The sequence below is a fragment of the Rhizobium centroccidentale genome (assembly GCF_030182565.1).
Taxonomy (GTDB): Bacteria; Pseudomonadota; Alphaproteobacteria; order Rhizobiales; family Rhizobiaceae; genus Rhizobium.
This window is the reverse complement of sequence record NZ_JAQJCG010000004.1, coordinates 183,109-200,026: the sequence shown is the minus strand read 5'-3', so window position 1 is coordinate 200,026 and position 16,918 is coordinate 183,109. Positions and strand designations below refer to the sequence as shown.

At 60.9% G+C, this 16,918-nt stretch carries 16 protein-coding genes; 12 read left to right on the top strand and 4 right to left on the bottom strand.

All coding sequences use genetic code 11. The annotated features are described in order from the left end of the window. Positions 1 to 153: 153 nt before the first annotated feature. The 3 genes from PH562_RS07695 to PH562_RS07685 form a co-directional block, all read right to left on the bottom strand. Positions 154 to 588 carry a type II toxin-antitoxin system VapC family toxin gene (locus PH562_RS07695; protein WP_113229180.1) on the bottom strand — a complete coding sequence of 145 codons (435 nt, stop codon included), beginning with the start codon at positions 586 to 588 and terminating at the stop codon, positions 154 to 156. Then, positions 585 to 839 carry a type II toxin-antitoxin system Phd/YefM family antitoxin gene (locus PH562_RS07690; protein WP_113229179.1) on the bottom strand — a complete coding sequence of 85 codons (255 nt, stop codon included), beginning with the start codon at positions 837 to 839 and terminating at the stop codon, positions 585 to 587. The genes PH562_RS07695 and PH562_RS07690 overlap by 4 nt, the downstream gene beginning before the upstream one ends. Positions 840 to 1,016: 177 nt before the next feature. After that, on the bottom strand, positions 1,017 to 1,772 hold the full coding sequence (locus PH562_RS07685; RefSeq protein WP_285172504.1) for a GntR family transcriptional regulator: 756 nt from the start codon (positions 1,770 to 1,772) through the stop codon (positions 1,017 to 1,019). A 131-nt stretch (positions 1,773 to 1,903) separates the two neighbouring features. Here PH562_RS07685 and PH562_RS07680 point away from each other — a divergent pair, with 131 nt between their 5' ends. From PH562_RS07680 to PH562_RS07650, 7 genes are all read left to right on the top strand, one after another. Further along, positions 1,904 to 3,226, top strand: coding sequence for a M20 family metallopeptidase (locus PH562_RS07680; RefSeq protein ID WP_285172503.1), 1,323 nt, complete (start codon positions 1,904 to 1,906; stop codon positions 3,224 to 3,226). Positions 3,227 to 3,238: 12 nt separating this feature from the next. Continuing rightward, entirely contained in the window at positions 3,239 to 4,789 is a 1,551-nt protein-coding gene (locus PH562_RS07675; protein ID WP_285172502.1) for an ABC transporter substrate-binding protein, read from the top strand. Positions 4,790 to 4,897: 108 nt separating this feature from the next. Next, complete coding sequence (locus PH562_RS07670) at positions 4,898 to 5,845, top strand: ABC transporter permease (protein WP_285172501.1); 948 nt, start codon at positions 4,898 to 4,900, stop codon at positions 5,843 to 5,845. Next, entirely contained in the window at positions 5,838 to 6,668 is an 831-nt protein-coding gene (locus PH562_RS07665) for an ABC transporter permease (protein WP_285172500.1), read from the top strand. Before PH562_RS07670 ends, PH562_RS07665 begins: the two co-directional genes overlap by 8 nt. 1 nt (position 6,669) lies before the next feature. Further along, positions 6,670 to 8,322, top strand: coding sequence for a dipeptide ABC transporter ATP-binding protein (locus tag PH562_RS07660; protein WP_285172499.1), 1,653 nt, complete (start codon positions 6,670 to 6,672; stop codon positions 8,320 to 8,322). A 12-nt stretch (positions 8,323 to 8,334) separates the two neighbouring features. Further along, complete coding sequence (locus PH562_RS07655) at positions 8,335 to 9,555, top strand: M20 family metallopeptidase (RefSeq protein ID WP_285172498.1); 1,221 nt, start codon at positions 8,335 to 8,337, stop codon at positions 9,553 to 9,555. A gap of 6 nt (positions 9,556 to 9,561) precedes the next feature. Then, entirely contained in the window at positions 9,562 to 10,698 is a 1,137-nt protein-coding gene (locus tag PH562_RS07650; RefSeq protein ID WP_285172497.1) for a M24 family metallopeptidase, read from the top strand. Here the strand turns inward: PH562_RS07650 and PH562_RS07645 are convergent. Further along, entirely contained in the window at positions 10,695 to 11,552 is an 858-nt protein-coding gene (locus PH562_RS07645) for a GNAT family N-acetyltransferase (RefSeq protein ID WP_285172640.1), read from the bottom strand. The two genes, PH562_RS07650 and PH562_RS07645, sit on opposite strands and share 4 nt — an antisense overlap. A gap of 256 nt (positions 11,553 to 11,808) precedes the next feature. On the opposite strand from PH562_RS07645, the gene argE reads away from it, so the two are divergent. The 5 genes from argE to PH562_RS07620 all read left to right on the top strand — a co-directional run bounded on the left by argE (position 11,809) and on the right by PH562_RS07620 (position 16,909). After that, the gene (gene argE, locus PH562_RS07640; protein WP_285172496.1) at positions 11,809 to 12,936 is read left to right on the top strand and encodes an acetylornithine deacetylase; all 1,128 of its coding nucleotides are present in this window, start codon (positions 11,809 to 11,811) and stop codon (positions 12,934 to 12,936) included. Between the two features lie 13 nt (positions 12,937 to 12,949). Further along, positions 12,950 to 13,873: a 2-hydroxyacid dehydrogenase gene (locus PH562_RS07635; RefSeq protein ID WP_285172495.1), complete on the top strand. Its 924-nt coding sequence runs from the start codon at positions 12,950 to 12,952 to the stop codon at positions 13,871 to 13,873. Between the two features lie 24 nt (positions 13,874 to 13,897). Continuing rightward, entirely contained in the window at positions 13,898 to 14,251 is a 354-nt protein-coding gene (locus PH562_RS07630; RefSeq protein ID WP_285172494.1) for a cupin domain-containing protein, read from the top strand. A gap of 138 nt (positions 14,252 to 14,389) precedes the next feature. Then, on the top strand, positions 14,390 to 15,853 hold the full coding sequence (locus PH562_RS07625) for an aldehyde dehydrogenase family protein (RefSeq protein WP_285172493.1): 1,464 nt from the start codon (positions 14,390 to 14,392) through the stop codon (positions 15,851 to 15,853). 12 nt (positions 15,854 to 15,865) lie between these two features. Then, the gene (locus PH562_RS07620) at positions 15,866 to 16,909 is read left to right on the top strand and encodes a tartrate dehydrogenase (protein WP_285172492.1); all 1,044 of its coding nucleotides are present in this window, start codon (positions 15,866 to 15,868) and stop codon (positions 16,907 to 16,909) included. The last annotated feature ends 9 nt before the right edge of the window (positions 16,910 to 16,918 follow it).

The window sequence follows — 16,918 nt, the reverse complement described above, 5'->3', positions numbered from 1 at the left end:
GAAGAGGCAGCAGGACGCTGCGACAAATCTCGGAAAGTGATCGGCAGGCAGAAACTGCCATCGATGAGGTCGAATCGATCATGATTCCGACGATTGACGCGGCTCGCCACCTCGATCGAATGCGGTCACGTCAACAAATTGACCGGCGAAAGCTCATCGCTCCGGTCGATCTTGCCAGGGATCCACCACGACGACGCCGGCGCCCTCGAAATCCCGAACATTGCGTGTCACAACGCTCAAGCCGTGAACGAGCGCAGTCGCGGCGATCAGGGCATCAGCTTCATTGCGCCGGTCAGGAATATGAAGATGTGCGCAGCGTGTCGCAATCGCATCATCGACCGACAAGATGCGGCCGGCAAATGCTGGTCTTAGGTGATTCTCCAACCAGGAACGCAGGCGGGCCCCCTGAGCCGGGTCTCGACGCTGCACGCTGAGTATTCCTCGTTCCAGCTCCAAGATCGTTATCGCAGAAATGCACAGGTCGGTTGTATCTTGTATTCTCGCCCAGGCGACCACATTCGCATCGGCCTTCCCGTCACCGATCTTCCGCAATTCGGATACAACGTTAGTGTCCAGCAGATATTTCAAGAGAGATCGATCCCGCGAGGGACGATCTCAATACGAGGAGTGTCAAATTCAATATCCGACAGATCAGGCATGGAAAGAGCGTCGACAAGATTGCGGCGCTTACCGGTGAGACGCTCGAATTCGCCATAAGTCATCAACACATGAGATGGCTTCCCACGATCAGTGATAATGACCGGGCCATCTTGCGCCGCTTTCTTTGCCCTGCTCACATCATGATTGAGTTCACGACTGGACAGGCTTGTGATGGGCATAGAACACCTCCATGTAGGCACATACCTACATATAGCATTTTAAAGCTTAAAGACAAGATTGGACATTTGCACTTCGAGCCAATGAGCCGATTCCACGCAGATGGCAGACGCAACTAGTAGCGAGATAGCATGGCTCGTCTTCGGATTAAGGCGCCGAAGAGCTGTGTCTTTTGCCCGCTATTGAACTTCATGCACATAGCGATGGCTTCTGGTGGTCGCGCGATGTTTCGCGACGAGAACCGGAACCGCGGACTGATCATACGCCACTTCGTCGATCGTCAGCACGGCGCTCGGCATGCTCAGCTGCAACAATCGGCAATCCTCCTCCGTCGCCATATCGGCGGCAATCTGCTCTCGAACAGCGGAGATGCGAATCCCATAGCGATCGAGAAGAAAGAGATAAAGGAGGGAAGGAATTTCCTCCTTCTTGTCCGGAAATTCCGGCAGCATCCTTGCCGGAAGTGCCATCACCTCATGCATGACCGGATGGCCCCCGACGCTGCGCAGCCGGTGGATTGAAATGACTTCAGCCGCATCGTCAAGCCGCAATCCCGACCGCTCCTCGTCGCTCGCCTCGCGGCGTTTCAACGAAAGAATGTCGGATGTCGAGTTTTGCAGGGAACCATCGAGCCCATGCAGGCGAAAATACTGGAAGAAGAAGCGCAGACTGTGCTGCGGCGTGCGACCGGTGACCACCGTCCCCGTCTTGCGCCGCCGGCTGAGCAGCCCTTCATTGGTCAGGTCCTGCAGGGCGCGCCTGATCGTGCCGACGGCAACCCCAAATTTTTGCGACAGCGCGATCTCGCTCGGCAGCACGGTCCCGGCCGACCATTTACCCATCATGATCGCTTCCGTGATCTGACGCTTCACGACTTCGTAGAGCGGAACGGACAGCTCGGATGCACGCGGCACATCTGCTGAAAATTTGGGCATTTCGCGCAATTATTTGCCTCTTCTTTGGAGTTGACTCGAAGCCTGAGTGGCAGCATCATTACTATATAGTTTATATAAATGCGAGTGCAGGGCCTCCATGTGTTTCTGCGCGTTTTTTCCGGAATTCGAGCATGCGCGATCAAGTCTTGTCATCTTTCGGGGAGCCATTTGCAAGCGCCTTGAAGACCATAGAACAGAACGTCGAGAGCGCCGTCGGCGATCTCGCGCGAATGATCGCGATCGACACCTCTTTTCCGCCGGGAGATGGCTATCCGGCATTTGCCGAACTGATGACGGATCTGCTCGAACCCATGGGCTTCCATTGCCGCCGGGTGATCCTGCCGGAGGAATTGTGGCGGGTCAGGAATGGCCCTGCTCTCGGGCCGCGGGTCAATCTCATTGCCGAACGATCCCGCGCCAAGCCGGTCTGCGGGCTCTATTACCATGTCGACACGGTTCCTGCCGCTCCTGGCTGGCAACAGGATCCGCTCTGCCTGCGACGCGAAGGCGAGCGCCTCTTCGGGCTTGGAGCTGCGGACATGAAAGGCACCATCGCGGCGACGCTGCTTGCGTTGCGTGCCGCCGATGCCTGTGGTGTCGAGCTCGCCTACGATCCGATGCTGCTCCTTTGCACCGATGAGGAAGGCGGCCTCTATCCCGGGGTCCGATATCTTGCCGAGCAAGGCATGCTCAAGGGACATATCGTCAATTTCAACGGTTCGGCGGCACCGCGCATCTGGGCGGGTTGCTTCGGCGTCTTCAATCTTCAGATCACTATTCGCGGTCACGCCGTTCACGCGGGCGAAGGCAACCGCACCGGCTCGGGCATCAACGCCATCGAGGGAGCCCTTCCTCTTCTGAATGCCTTGCATGCCTTGAAGCCGCAGGTGGCCGCCTTCGCATCCGCCTTGCCGGCGCCGCCGCATGCGAGCGGACCGCTGCGGCCACAGCTTTCCATCGCCGCCGTCAATGGCGGCACGTCGGGGGGACAGGTTCCCGCGGAGCTGAAGATCCTCGTCAGCCGCCGTTACGCGCCCGAGGAGAGTTACGAAACGGCAAGGACTGAGATCGAAGAGCTCGTGCGCACCGTCATGGCGAAATCGCCCGAGCTGCGCGTCGAAATCGATCTTGTCGGCCATCTCATCCCGACCTCGGATCCGGACGGTCCGCATTGGCCGCGCTGGCAGAAGGCTCTCAGCCTCGGCTTCGGTTATCAGGATTCCGATTTCAGCAAATGGGGCGCCGCAAGCTGCTCGGACTTCGGCTACGTGCAGCAGACGGGCGTCATGCAGGAAGTCCTGCTCGGCGGCCTTGGACGTCCGGAGAGCTGCATCCATAGCCCCGACGAACATACCACGACCACGGATATCGTCGCGCTGGCGCAGAGCATCCTTGCCTATCTCGCCCGCGACTTTGCGACCGACCTCATACCAGAACACGCGCCAACAAAATAAGGGAACATTGTAATGCTGAAGCTGAACCGACGTCATTTCCTGGCGAGCACCGCCGCCATCCTGGCAACGCCCGCCATCGGCTTTGCTCAGGCAGCCGCTCCCGCCAAGGGCGGCACATTGCGCATTTCCGTCGATCAGGCCGCAAGCGTGATTCATCCGCTGCTGACGCGCGTCAATCCGGAATATATGGTCACCGAGCTGCTCTACAGCAATCTGACCCGGCTGAAGGTCGATATGTCGGTTGAACCCGATCTTGCCGAAAGCTGGAGCGCCAACGATTCGCTGACGGAATGGACCTTCAAGCTTCGCAGCGGCGTCAAGTTCCATGACGGGTCGCCGCTGACCGCCAACGATGTCGTCCAGAGCTTCAAGGCGATCCGCGATCCGAAGAACGCTTCGCCGGCACTCAACAATGTCGGCCCCATCGCCGATGTGATCGTGGCCGATCCGCTGACGGTCGTCTTCAAGCTTTCGACCCCCTACGCCGACTTCCCCGTGGCGACAGCCTATACAGTCGCGCGCATCATCCCGGCCTCCATCGCCACAGGAGACTTCAAGAAGCTGTCGACGACAGCCATTGGCACCGGCCCGTTCAAGCTTGTCTCCTACGAACCCGACCGTCTGATCGTCGTCGAGCGCAATCCCGATTATTACGATCCGAAGCGTCCCTATCTCGATCGCGTCGAAATCCAGGTCTTTCCGGATACCTCGGCGCAGACTTCGGCCCTTCTTGCCGGCGATATCGACATCATTTCGACCGTGCAGCCGACCGAATATCTGCGGATGAAGGATGCGCAAGGCGTCAATCCGCTGCGCGTGCCTTCGGGCCAGTTCTGCAACATCAATTTCGGCTGCGACACCAAGCCCTTCAACGATGCGCGCGTGCGCCGCGCGCTGGCGCTCACCGTCGATCGGCAGGCGATGGTCGACTTCGTCACCGAAGGTTTCGGCACGCCAGGCAACGATACCGCCCTCAATTCCTCCTATCGCTTCTATGCCGACCTGCCGCTGCGCCAGGCCAATATCGATGAAGCCAAGAAGCTGCTGGCCGAGGCTGGTTATCCGAACGGCTTCGAGGCGACGCTGATTGCATCGGACAAGCCGAGCCAGCGCACCCAGCTCGCCGTCGCCTTGCGCGAGATGGCAAAGGAAGCCGGCATCACCATCAACGTCCAGACGATGCCGCACGCGACCTATCTGGAGCAGGTGTGGAAGAAGGGCAGCTTCTATGTCGGTTTCTACAATATGCAGCCGACAGCGGACGCGATCTTCAAGCTGCTCTATACCTCCGATGCCGCCTGGAACGAAACGCGCTGGAACAACGCCGCCTTCGACAAGGTCGTCAATGAGGCTCGCGGCATTACCGACGAAGCCAAGCGCAAGGAGCTCTATGCGGAGGCGCAGAAGCTGATGAACGAGGACGTTCCTTCCATCATTCCGGTCTTCTTCGATGTTCTCGCCGCCAAGCGAGATTGGGTCGCCGGCTTCGAGGTTCATCCGCGCGCTTCCGTTTTCCGCCTTGATTACGTCTCCTTGACGGACAAAGCGCCGAAGCGGAGCTGATGGTGCTGAATAATCGTCGCGGTGCGATACTGCGTTCGCGACGCATTCCGTAGCAAGAAGGCCGGCGCGTCATTTCGCGACCGGTCGCCCAAAGCCAGGGAACGGCCCTTGTCACCGAACTATCTCCTGAAGCGGCTTTTGATGATCGTTTACACGCTCTTCATCGTGTCGCTCGTCGTCTTCGCGATCACGCAGGTCCTGCCGGCGGATGCCGCCGTGATGATGCTGGGCGAGAACGCCACCGACCAGGCGCTTGAGGCATTGCGCCAGCAGATGGGATTGAACGATCCCGTCTGGCTGCAATATCTGCACTGGCTGGGCGGTGTTCTGCATGGCGATTTCGGCCAGTCGCTGCGCACCGGTCAGCCTGTCGGACCGGCCATGCTCCAGGCTCTCGGCCGTTCGCTTCTCCTCGCCGTCCTATCCATCGCCCTGATGCTCGTGCTTGCCATACCGCTCGGTGTGCTTGCAGCGATCCGCCGCGGCAAGCTCGCCGACATGATCGTCAGCCTCATCTCCTATGCCGGCGTATCGCTGCCGGAATTCGTGACGGCGACGCTTGCGGTGCTCTTCGTCGCCGATTGGGCGAAGCTTTTGCCGCCGACCGGCTATGTGCCGCTGACCGAGAATTTTCTCGACGGCCTTGCCCATCTGGTACTGCCGGTTTGCGTGGTGTCGATCATCCTCATCGCGCATGTCTCCCGCATGGTGCGTTCCGAACTCGTCGACGTGCTGCATACCGACTACATCCGTGCGGCGCGGCTCAAGGGTCTTTCCACGTCAAGAGTGCTGTTCGGTCATGCGTTGCGCAACGCCCTGCTGCCAACAATCACCGTCGTCGCGCTCGATGTCGGCTATCTGCTTGGTGGCATCATCGTCGTCGAAGAAATCTTCGCCCTTCCCGGCATCGGCAGGCAATTGATTGTCGCGATCCAGACGCGCGACCTGCCAGCGATCCAGGCCGGCGTGCTGCTCATGGCGGCAACCTATTCCATCGTCAATTTCGTCGCCGACATTCTCTACGCATGGCTCGACAAGAGGATCCAGTATGATTGAGCTTCTCAAACGGCTGCTGCGCACGCCGCAGGGCGCGGTCGGCCTTGTCCTGGTCGTCCTCGTCTTCATCGTCGTCCTCTTCGGTCCCTTGCTCGCTCCACGCGATCCGGAAGCCATGTCGATACTTGCCCGTTATAAAGGGCCGAGTGCCAGCTTTCTTCTCGGCACGGACCAGTACGGCCGCGACATCCTGAGCCGCCTGCTGATCGGTGCGCGCTCGACCGTGACGATGGCAGTCTTCGCCACGCTTGCCGGCACCTTTGCCGGAGCCTTCATCGGCACGGTATCCGCTTTCCTGGGCGGCCGCGCCGACGAATTCATCATGCGCACCATCGACGCGATCATGGCGATCCCGAACCTCCTGTTCGCACTGCTGATCGTCAATCTGCTCGGGTCCAGCAGCATCAACGCACTGGTCGCCGTTGCCGTCGCCTTCGCGCCGGGCATGGCGCGCATCACTCGTAGCGTAGCGCTTGCCGTGCGCAAGCAGGACTACGTGAGCGCGGCGATCGCCCGCGGTGAAAGCTCTCGCTATATCATCCTGCGCGAAATGCTGCCGAATGTCGTGGCACCCATCGTTGTGGAAACGACGATCCGTGTTTCCTTCGCCGTCATGCTGTTCGCGACGCTGAGCTTCCTTGGGCTGGGCGCCCAGCCGCCCGCCACCGAATGGGGCCTGATGGTCTCGGAGGCGAGACAATATATGCACATCAGCGCCGGCATTCTGATCTGGCCAAGCCTCGCAATCGCCATTGTCGCCATCGGCTTCAATCTTCTTGGCGACGGCCTGCGCGACGCGCTGAATCCGCGCACCGGAGGCTGAGATGACAGAAACGACAAACAATACCGTCCTTCAGGTCCGCAACTATTCGCTCGATTACCTGACGGCGGGCGGCGTGTTTCATGCACTGAAGAATATCGATCTCCAAGTCGGTGCCGGCGAGATTCTCGGCCTCGTCGGCGAGTCCGGCTCCGGCAAGACCTCGATGGCCTGGTCGATCATGCGCTATCTGCCGTCAAACGCCCGCGAGGCCAGCGGCGACATCCGGCTTCGCGGCGAGGATTTGACGGCGAAATCGCCGGCCGAGGTCAATCGCATACGGGGGAAGCGGATCAGCATGGTGTTCCAGGACCCCGGCACCTCGCTCAACCCCACGCTCTCGCTCGGCACGCAGCTTACGGAAACGCTGAGGCGCCATCGCGGCCTGACCGCAAGGCAGGCGTGGAGTGAGAGCGAAGCCATGCTGGATCGCGTCGGCCTCAAGAGCCCGGCGGAAATGATGAAGCGCATGCCGCATGAAGCATCGGGCGGCGAGAAGCAGCGCGTCGTCATCGCCACCGCCTTTGCCTGCAATCCGGAATGCATCATCTTCGACGAGCCCACGACGGCGCTCGACGTCATCACCTCGCGTCAGATCCTCGACCTCTTCCTCGACCTGCAGGCTGAAACCGGCGTCGCCTCGCTCTATATCTCGCATGACCTCGCCTTGCTGTCGCGCACTGCAAAGCGGGTTGCCGTCATCCGGCGCGGCGAAATCGTCGAACAGGGGGCGGTCGATGCCATCTTTAATGCACCGCAGCACGACTATACGCGCCAGCTGATCGCAGCGGTGCCTCGGCCGAGCGATCGCCTGACACAAACACGTCCGTCCTATCAGGACCAGCCGCTGATGAAGGTCGAGAACGTCAGCGTGCATTACGGCCGAAAGCCGTTTCTGTCGGCACTGACCGGCCGGTCCTTCGAACGCTTCGCCGGCAACCGCGCCGTCAGCCTCAGCGTCCAGCCGGGAGAAATCCTTGGCATCGTCGGGGAATCCGGCTCCGGCAAATCGACGCTCGCCAAGGCAATGACCGGGCTCAATCGGTTCGAGGGCCAAATGACGTTCGCCGGGCGGACGATTATGGGCCTTGCCGACATGGACAGGGCCTACCGCAAGAACGTCCAGATGATCTTCCAGCATCCGGATGCCTCGCTCAACCCGCGCCAGAAGATCCGCGAAATCCTGGCGAGGCCGCTGAAACTCTATGGCGAAGACGAGAACGGCACTATTGCCCAACGGATCGGCGACATGCTCGAGCAGGTGCGTCTGCCGCGTACCCATGCCGATCGCTATCCGCATCAGCTCTCCGGCGGCGAAAAGCAGCGCGTCGCGATCGCCCGCGCCTTCGCATCCAGACCGAAGCTGGTGATCTGCGACGAGATCACCTCCGCGCTCGACGTCTCGGTGCAGGCCTCTATCATCGAGCTGCTGCTGGAACTGCATCGCGAGCATTCCACCGCCTTTCTCTTCATCACCCACGACCTCAACCTCATTCGCCAGATTGCCCACCGCATCGCGGTGATGTATCGCGGCGATCTCCTCGAAGTCGTGCCGGCGGAAGACATCACCAGCCCCGAGCGGGCCGACTATACGCGCCGGCTGCTTGCTGCAGTTCCGACGCCTGCCGGCACCGCACCTACAGAACGAGACTTCTAAGGAGCATCAAAAATGGACCCGAAATCGCTCATCGGAGCAATCGATGAGAAGAGCTGCCTCGACTTCCTGTCGATGATGGTTCGCCAGAAGAGCCATTCCCAGACCGAAGGCGAACGCGAGCTTGCGCGCATCATGGCCCGCCAGATGGAGGCGATCGGACTTCAGTCCGAACTGCAACCCTTTGATAATGGTGAGCGTTTCAATGCCATCGGACGTCTGAAGGGAACCGGCGGCGGCAAGAGCCTGCTCTTCAACGGCCATCTCGACACCAATCCGGTCACCGAGGGCTGGACCGTCGATCCGTGGGGCGGCCTCGTCGACGACGAATTCATCTACGGTATCGGCGTCTCCAATATGAAGGCAGGGGATGCCGCCTACTTCTGCGCGGTCAAGACCTTGCTCGATGCCGGGATCAAGCTCAAGGGGGACGTGATCCTGACCTATGTCGTCGGGGAGCTTCAGGGCGGCGTCGGCACGCTTGCCGCCATCCGCAACGGTGTCAAAGCCGACTATTTCATCAACAGCGAGCCGAGCGATCTTGCCGCGGTGACCATGCATGCAGCCGCGCTGAGCTTTGTGATCGAGCTGACCGGCGACACGCGGCATCTCTCCAAACGCGAGCAATCGGTCGATGCCATTGCCGCTGCCTGCGATCTCATACCGCGTATCAATGCCATGACCTTCAGCGGCGCGAGAAGCGACGTGCACCGGTCGATCAATCGCGGCCATGTCGGCGTCGTCCATGGCGCGCTCGGACGTGAGCTGGAGGAATGGCGCCCGCCGCAGGTCGCCGATTTCGTCCGCATTCGGGGCTCGGCCCGCTATGCGCCCGGCCAGACGCAGGAAGGCGTCCTTGCCGATCTTGCCGCGGAATTGGCCGAGCTCGAAAAGCGCTTCTCCGGACTGAAAGCGAAGCTTGTTCCGGAGATGATCGAGGGTCGTCCCCTGATGCCCCCCTTCGAAGTCTCGCCGACGTCGCGCATCGTAACCTCAATCAACGCCGCCTATGAGGCCGTCCGGGGCGAGAAGCAACCAACAGGCGCCATTACCCCCACGCGTTTTTACGGAACGGATGCCGGGCATCTCTACCACGAACTGGGCATGGAAGGCATCGTCTGCGGGCCAGGCGGCCGGTACAACACGATGCCGGACGAACGCGTCGACATCGTCGATTATCTCGACATGATCCGCGTCTACATGCTCACCATTCTCGACATTTGCGAGGCTGCCTGAGACTGCATGTTTCCCCGTGACGAATATGATTGGCGTATCGCCAAAGCACATGCCGCCATGGACGCCGCCGGCGTCGATCTCCTCCTGATCGATAGCGGTGAGCTCCTTGCATGGCTTACCGGCTACACCGTTTCGGAAACCATGTATCGTGCCGCCTTTCTTCCGCGACACGGTGCGCCCTGGTTCGTCCTGCGCGAACTCGACGAAGCACCTTGCAGGGAAAAAACCTGGATGTCCGATATCATCGGGTTTGCCGATACGACCGATCCGCACGAGGCAATCGCCGGCAGCATCCATGCCCGTGGTTTCGCCAGCGCGCGCATCGGCGCCGACTTCGCCTCCTACAGCTTTAGCGCCGATACGGCGGCCAAGCTTCGGGCGTACCTGCCCGAAGCGCAATTCGTTGCTCTTTCCGGTATCAGCGATCGCCTGCGTTGGGTCAAATCGGCCCGCGAGATTGCCGTTCTGACGCAAGCGGCCGGCATCGCCGACAAGGCCATGCTGGCAATAGCGCAGAACACGCGGGCCGGCTCTTCGACCCGTACGGCTGCTGCAACTGCGGCCGCAACGTTCCTGCTTGAAGGTGCTGATAGTGGCGAGACCGGTCCGATCGTCAAGGCCAACGGCGACCACCAATTCTTGCATGGCTCCTTCAAGAGCGAATTGCTTAACGCAGGCGATATCCTGCATGTGGAGCTTATTCCACGTGTGGGCGGTTATGGCGCCCGCCTCATGCGGCCGATCGTCATCGGCGGCGCGTCAGCAAGGCTTCAGGATATTGCCTCGCGCATTACCGCATTGCAGGACCGGCAAATCGAAGCCATGAAGCCGGGCGTCTCCGCTTGCGAGGTGGATGCCATTGTCCGTCAGGGTCTCATATCATCAGGACTGAGACAGCGTTACGATAACGTAACGGCCTATACGCTTGGCCTCTATACCCGCACGCCGCGCACCAGCGATTTCTCCCGGGTTTTTCTGCCGGATGCGAATTGGCCGCTGGAGGAAGGCATGGTTTTCCATGTCTACGCGACAGCCGCCAGACTTGGATTCAGCGAGACGGTAGTCGTTACGCCGGAGGGCGGAAGGCGGCTGACGATGACGGCACGGCGCCTTCTCCTCTCACAAGAGCGCGATAGGCCTTAACCGAGCGCCTGACTGGCAAGAGTATACTTAACCATCATATCGGTAACGGCCTTGTTTCTATTGGAGGGATGATTGCCAAGCGACATGGTCAGAACGGTATCGTGGACGATCATGCCACTCTGAGAGACGTAAGATGCAAAGTCGCCGGTCTCCATATGGGTATCGAGACGGAGAAATTGGCCGGCATGGCTGCGCACATGCGGCGCGACCACGGCAATCGCATCGGCGTCATTGGATGCAACGACCGGGCCGACGACATGGCTGCGTCCGAAGGGTCGGCACAATGCGAAAGCCTGCAGATCCGCGCCACGGAACAGACCATACCCGATCGATTGCTCGTTGAGACGCCTGAGCAGCTCCGAGCGATCGGCACCGAAGGCGATGGCATCGAGCCGCAGGATCGCGACAAGATCCTCAGTGCCAAGCTGCCGTACCGAGCCCTCCGACGGCAGCGGCGCAAAATCCTTTGCGATCCGCGCTTCCCCTTGACATTGGTAGACCGTCTTTTCCGGCTTGAAATCCAGCGAAAGATACAGGCGGCGTGCCGCCCGGGTCGCGCTGAGACTGAGGCGGCGCCCGGCTACTTTGTCTAGGATCCGGCTCATCAGCCATTGGCCGGTGCCATTGGTCTGCAAGCGTGGAGAGGTAATCACCATGCCGACGGTGGCAAACTCGTCTCCGTGAGGAAACCACATGGCAGATCCCATGACGCGACCGATCTCGTCAAGCGCGACGATACCGCTACCCGTCTGCCGCAGAAATTCCCAGTCCTCGGCGCGATGCGGCCACCGGACCGAGATCGACAGCGCATGCAACTGATCGAGTTCCACGTCCTTGATGTCGCCGATATGCATGGAGAAAGCATCGACCCGCAAACTGTCTGATACCTTCACTGAACCACCTCAAAACTTGCTACCCATAGCCATACGCCAAAACAGAGGCGCTCCCCGCCAATAAGGATAGGCGACGCCCGTCGATACAATTAGCTCGAATTGCCTGTGCCCGCACAACAATCGACTGAAACACTTCGACATTCGGCATGCAATTATGAAAGCAGCCGCCATGCTATGGGGGAAATATCGGTAAATTGCCGCAGCCGCTGAGGAGCATATGGACACGGTTGAAATCCTCGCCCGTCTTATCGCCTTTCCGAGCGTCGTCGGCACGCCGAATGACGGCATCGTCGGCTGGATCCGGACATATCTGCAAGGCCTCGGAATCCACGTTACCGTGCTTCCCGGGCCTGAAGGCGACAGGTCCAATATCTTTGCCACGATCGGTCCCGGGGATGTCGCAGGTTATATTCTGTCCGGACATATGGATGTCGTTCCCGCTGGAGAACCGGGCTGGACCTCGGAACCTTTCGCGCTCAGACGGGAGGCAGACCGGCTCTACGGGCGGGGAACGACGGATATGAAAGGGTTTCTTGCTGCAGCACTTGCTGCGGCGCCGGAACTTGCCAGTGCAAATCTTGCCCGCCCCATTCACCTCGCATTCTCCTATGACGAAGAAGCGGGATGCCGGGGCGTACCGCATCTACTGGCGCGGATGAAAGAACTTTGCGCACCTCCGCAAGGCGCTATCATAGGCGAGCCGAGCCGCATGCAGGCCGTGCGTGCCCATAAAGGGAAAGCGGCGGCTCGCGTCACCGTCGGCGGACGGGCGGGCCATTCGTCTCGTCCGGATCTGGCACTCAACGCCATTCATGCCATGTCGCGGGTGCTCAATTCGGTGGTCGATGAAGCTCGGAGGCTGACGCTTGGTCCGTTCGACCCCGTGTTCGAGCCTCCGTACTCGACGCTTCAAGCAGGCATTGTGTCCGGTGGACTGGCGCTGAACATCGTCCCCGACAACTGCCGGCTCGACCTCGAGGCACGCGCTATCGCCGACGTGGCCCCTGAGGAACTGCTTGCCCCGATCCGGCATAGCGCTGACATGCTCAGGGAACAGGGCTTTTCCGTGGATTGGGTCCCGCTCAGCGCCTATCCCGCGCTGTCGCTTGCGAAGGACACGCCACTCGCAACCCTGTTGGAAGAAATAACCGGCAGGCCGTCGCTTGCTGCGGTCAGCTACGGGACCGAGGCCGGACTATATCAGGCAGCCGGGATCGATGCGATCATCTGCGGGCCTGGAGACATCGATCGCGCGCACAAGCCTGACGAATACATTCTAGAGGGCGAACTCGAGGAATGCTGCCAAACGATATTGGCTCTGGCTGCGCGGTGCACACGGTCTTGAGGGAGCGATTGCCATGACATTTCTCTTCAATTCGGATGCCAGGCGTGGAGCGATCTTCGCGCGGGCCTTTGCCGAGGAACTCCCTGATCTGCCATTTTCGATGGACGCGGCGAGCGTCGATCCGGATGAGGTCCGCTTCCTGATCACCTGGACAGTGCCGGACGACCTCGCCCGCTATCGCAATCTGGAAATCCTGTTTTCGATCGGCGCCGGCGTTGACCAGTTCAAGACGGACCTCGTGCCCGAGCATGTGAAGATCGTCCGCATGGTCGAGGATGGCATCGTCAGGATGATGCAGGAATATATAACGCTTGCGGTGCTCGCGCTGCATCGCGACCTCCTTTACTATCTTGCCCAACAGCGCGCCGGGGAATGGCGCGGCCTGCCTCAGCGCCAGGCGCATGAAAGACGGATCGGTGTTCTGGGACTGGGCGTCCTGGGAACAGCCGTGCTCGAGCGGCTGAAGCCTTTCGGCTTCCTGCTCTCCGGCTGGAGCAGATCGCTCCGGACGATCGAGGGCGTCGAATGCCATCACGGCGAAACCGGCCTCAGAACCATGGTGGCGGCGACGGACATTCTCATTTGCCTGTTGCCGCTGACACCGGAAACCACGGGTTTCCTGAACGAAACGTTGCTTGGCAGCCTTCCGGCCGGGTCGATGCTCGTGCACGCCGGTCGCGGCCAGCAACTCGATGCACGCGCCCTGATCGATGCGCTCGATACCGGCCGCCTCGCTGCAGCGGTGCTCGACGTTACCGACCCGGAGCCCCTGCCCTCGGATCATCCGCTTTGGAGACATCCGAAAATCATGCTCACCCCGCATATCGCCAGCGTGACGCAGCCCGATACTGCCGCACGCGCGGTGATCGATAACATCCGGCGTCATCGCGCGGGCATGGACCCGCTCGGGCTCGTCGACCGGCGGCGCGGATATTGAACCCATAGCAATGAAAGGCTCGCCATGACCCTCCTCAAGACCGTCATAACCAATCCCAGTACGGCCCCGCGTGAATCCAAGGCCCTGCCGGAAAGACTGATTGCCGGCGATCCCTCGTTCAAGACCTGGGCGCAGGATGAGGCGAAGGACGGTACGGTACGCACCGGTGTCTGGGAAGCAACGCCCGGCGAGGTCAGGTCGATCAAGGGCGAGACCTTCGAATTCTGCCACATCCTCTCGGGCGTCGTCGAAATCACCCCCGATGACGGGGAGCCGGTGGTCTACCGGGCCGGCGACAGCTTTGTGATGAAGCCGGGCTTCGTGGGCAGGTGGAAGACGATCGAGACCGTTCGCAAGATCTACGTGACAGTGGGATAAACGCTGATGGCCGCCGCAACCGAAATCACCGTCCGCCCTTGCTAAAACACAAGATTCGTCGGCCCGCCCGCCGGCATACGGAGCAAGCTGCTCGTAAGCCGGCACTAGGCTTGGCAAAGCCTTAAGAAAGAGCTTCCCATGAGTCTGAGCTTCGATCCCGATACTTTGCCATTGCCGATCGGTCATTTCATCGGCGGAGAGCTCATTGAAGTTCCCGGCGAGATCGACATGAAAAGGCCCTCCGATGGTAAGCCCTATGCAGGCTGCCCGATTGCTGGCCCCGGGATGGTCGACCGCGCCGTCGAATCGGCCAAGGCGGCGCTGAAGAGAAGCAACTGGAGCGGCCTGCGGCCGCGCGAACGTGTCCGCGTGCTGCATGCCTGGGCAGACCTGATCGAAGCGGAGACGGAGACGCTCGCTCGAATAGAGGCTTTGTCCTCCACCCGGTTGATCAATCAGCTGGCGGCCGGCGACGTAGCGGTCACCGCAGAGCAGATCCGCTTCTTTGCCGAATTCGCCGACAAGGAAGGCAGCGATGTCGTGCCGACCGATGACAAGACCTTCGGCATGATCCTCAGCGAACCCTATGGCGTCGTCGGCGCGATCACGCCCTGGAACTTTCCGGTCTCCATGGCCGGCTGGAAGCTCGGTCCGGCGCTCGCTGCCGGCAATGCTGTCGTGCTCAAGCCCTCCGAAATGACGCCATTTTCGACGGTTTACCTGGCCGAGCTTGCCGTGAGGGCAGGATTGCCCGCCGGCCTCTTCAACGTCGTCCTCGGCGACGGGCACGTCACCGGCACGGCGCTCACCGGCCATCCCGACATCGCTAAGGTCAGCTTCACTGGCTCGACCCGAGCGGGATCTGCGATCATGGAGAATATCGCCCGCACCGGCATCAAGCCGGTGACCCTAGAGCTTGGCGGCAAGAGCCCGCAGATCGTCTTCAAGGATGCCGATCTTTCGAAAGCGGCCGATGCGATCATCGGCAGCGTTCTCTTCAATGCCGGCCAGGCTTGCGTCGCCGCGACGCGCGTGATCGTGGAGGCAAGCGTTGCCGGAGAATTTACGCAAGCCCTCATCGCGCGGATGGCGGATATCGGCCCTGGCCCCACCTGGGATGAGGCGACACGCTATTCGCCGATCATCTCCGAGCGCCAGCGCGACCGGATCGACGCAATCGTCGCTGCCGCGATCAACGAAGGCGGCCGCTGTATCGCCGGCGGCAAGCCGATGGATAGGCCCGGCTACTTCTACGAACCGACGCTTTTGACCGATCTCGATCCGTCTTCTCCCGCCATTCTCGAGGAAATCTTCGGGCCAGTCCTGACGCTGCAGACTTTCGAGGACGAAGACGAAGCGATGGGGCTTGCCGATCACCCCTCTTACGGGCTCGCTGCGGGCCTGTTTACATCCGACCTGTCGCGTACCATCCGCCTCAGCCGGCAGATCCAGGCAGGGACGGTCTGGGTCAATCGCTACAGCCGCTCGAGGGATCATATCTTGCCGACCGGCGGCTACAAGCGCTCCGGCATCGGCAAGGACCTGGGACGCGAGGCTTATCTTGCCAATCGCAAAACGAAGAGCGTGCTCATCAACCTCTAGGGGACCTATACCATGAAGACCTATTCCATCGCTCTGATCCCAGGTGACGGCATCGGTAAGGATGTGACGGACGCCGCATGGTCGGTGCTGCAAGTTGCCGCCAAGGCTGGCGGCTTTGTACTGAATAGCACCGAATTTCCGTGGTCCTGCCAATTCTACAAGCAGACGGGGCGGATGATGCCAGAAGACGGGATCGAGACGCTGAGGTCGTTCGACGCGATCCTGCTCGGTGCCGTCGGCTGGCCCGCCGAGGTGCCGGATTCGGTTTCGCTGCATGGCCTGCTGCTGCCGATCCGCAAGGCCTTCGTGCAATATGCCAATATCCGGCCGCACCGGCTGCTGCCGGGGGTACAAGGACCGCTGCGGGCAGAGACATTCGACATTCTCTGCATCCGCGAAAACACCGAGGGCGAATATTCGGGCGCCGGCGGCCGCGTCCATCAGGGTACGAGCGATGAAGTCGCGGTGGAGACGTCGATCTTTACCCGCACGGGCGTCGAGCGCATCCTGCGCTTCGGCTTCGAGCAGGCGCGTGCCCGGCGCGGCAAGCTTGCCTCCGTCACCAAATCCAATGCCCAGAAATATTCCATGGTGTTCTGGGACGAAATCACGGCCAGGCTTTCGGCCGAATATCCCGATGTCGAAGTCACGAGCTATCACATCGACGCGATGGCGGCCCGCATGGTGATGGCGCCGGAAAGTCTTGATGTCGTCGTCGCCTCCAATCTGTTCGGCGATATCCTGACCGATCTCGGCGCCGCCATTCAGGGCGGCCTTGGATTTGCGGCTTCGGCCAATATCAATCCGCAGCGCGAGGCACCTTCGATGTTCGAGCCGGTTCATGGTTCGGCCCCGGACATTGCCGGGCGCGGCATCGCCAATCCGATCGCCGCCATCTGGTCGGGAGCGATGATGCTCGATCATCTGGGCGAGAGGGATGCTGCCGCCCGCATCATCGCTGCGATGGAGGCCGCAACCGCGCGGGGCATCGGCACACTTCCGGGCAGGGATCGAACGGAAACCATCACCGCCGGTATCATCGCCGCGCTCTCCTGATTGCAGAGG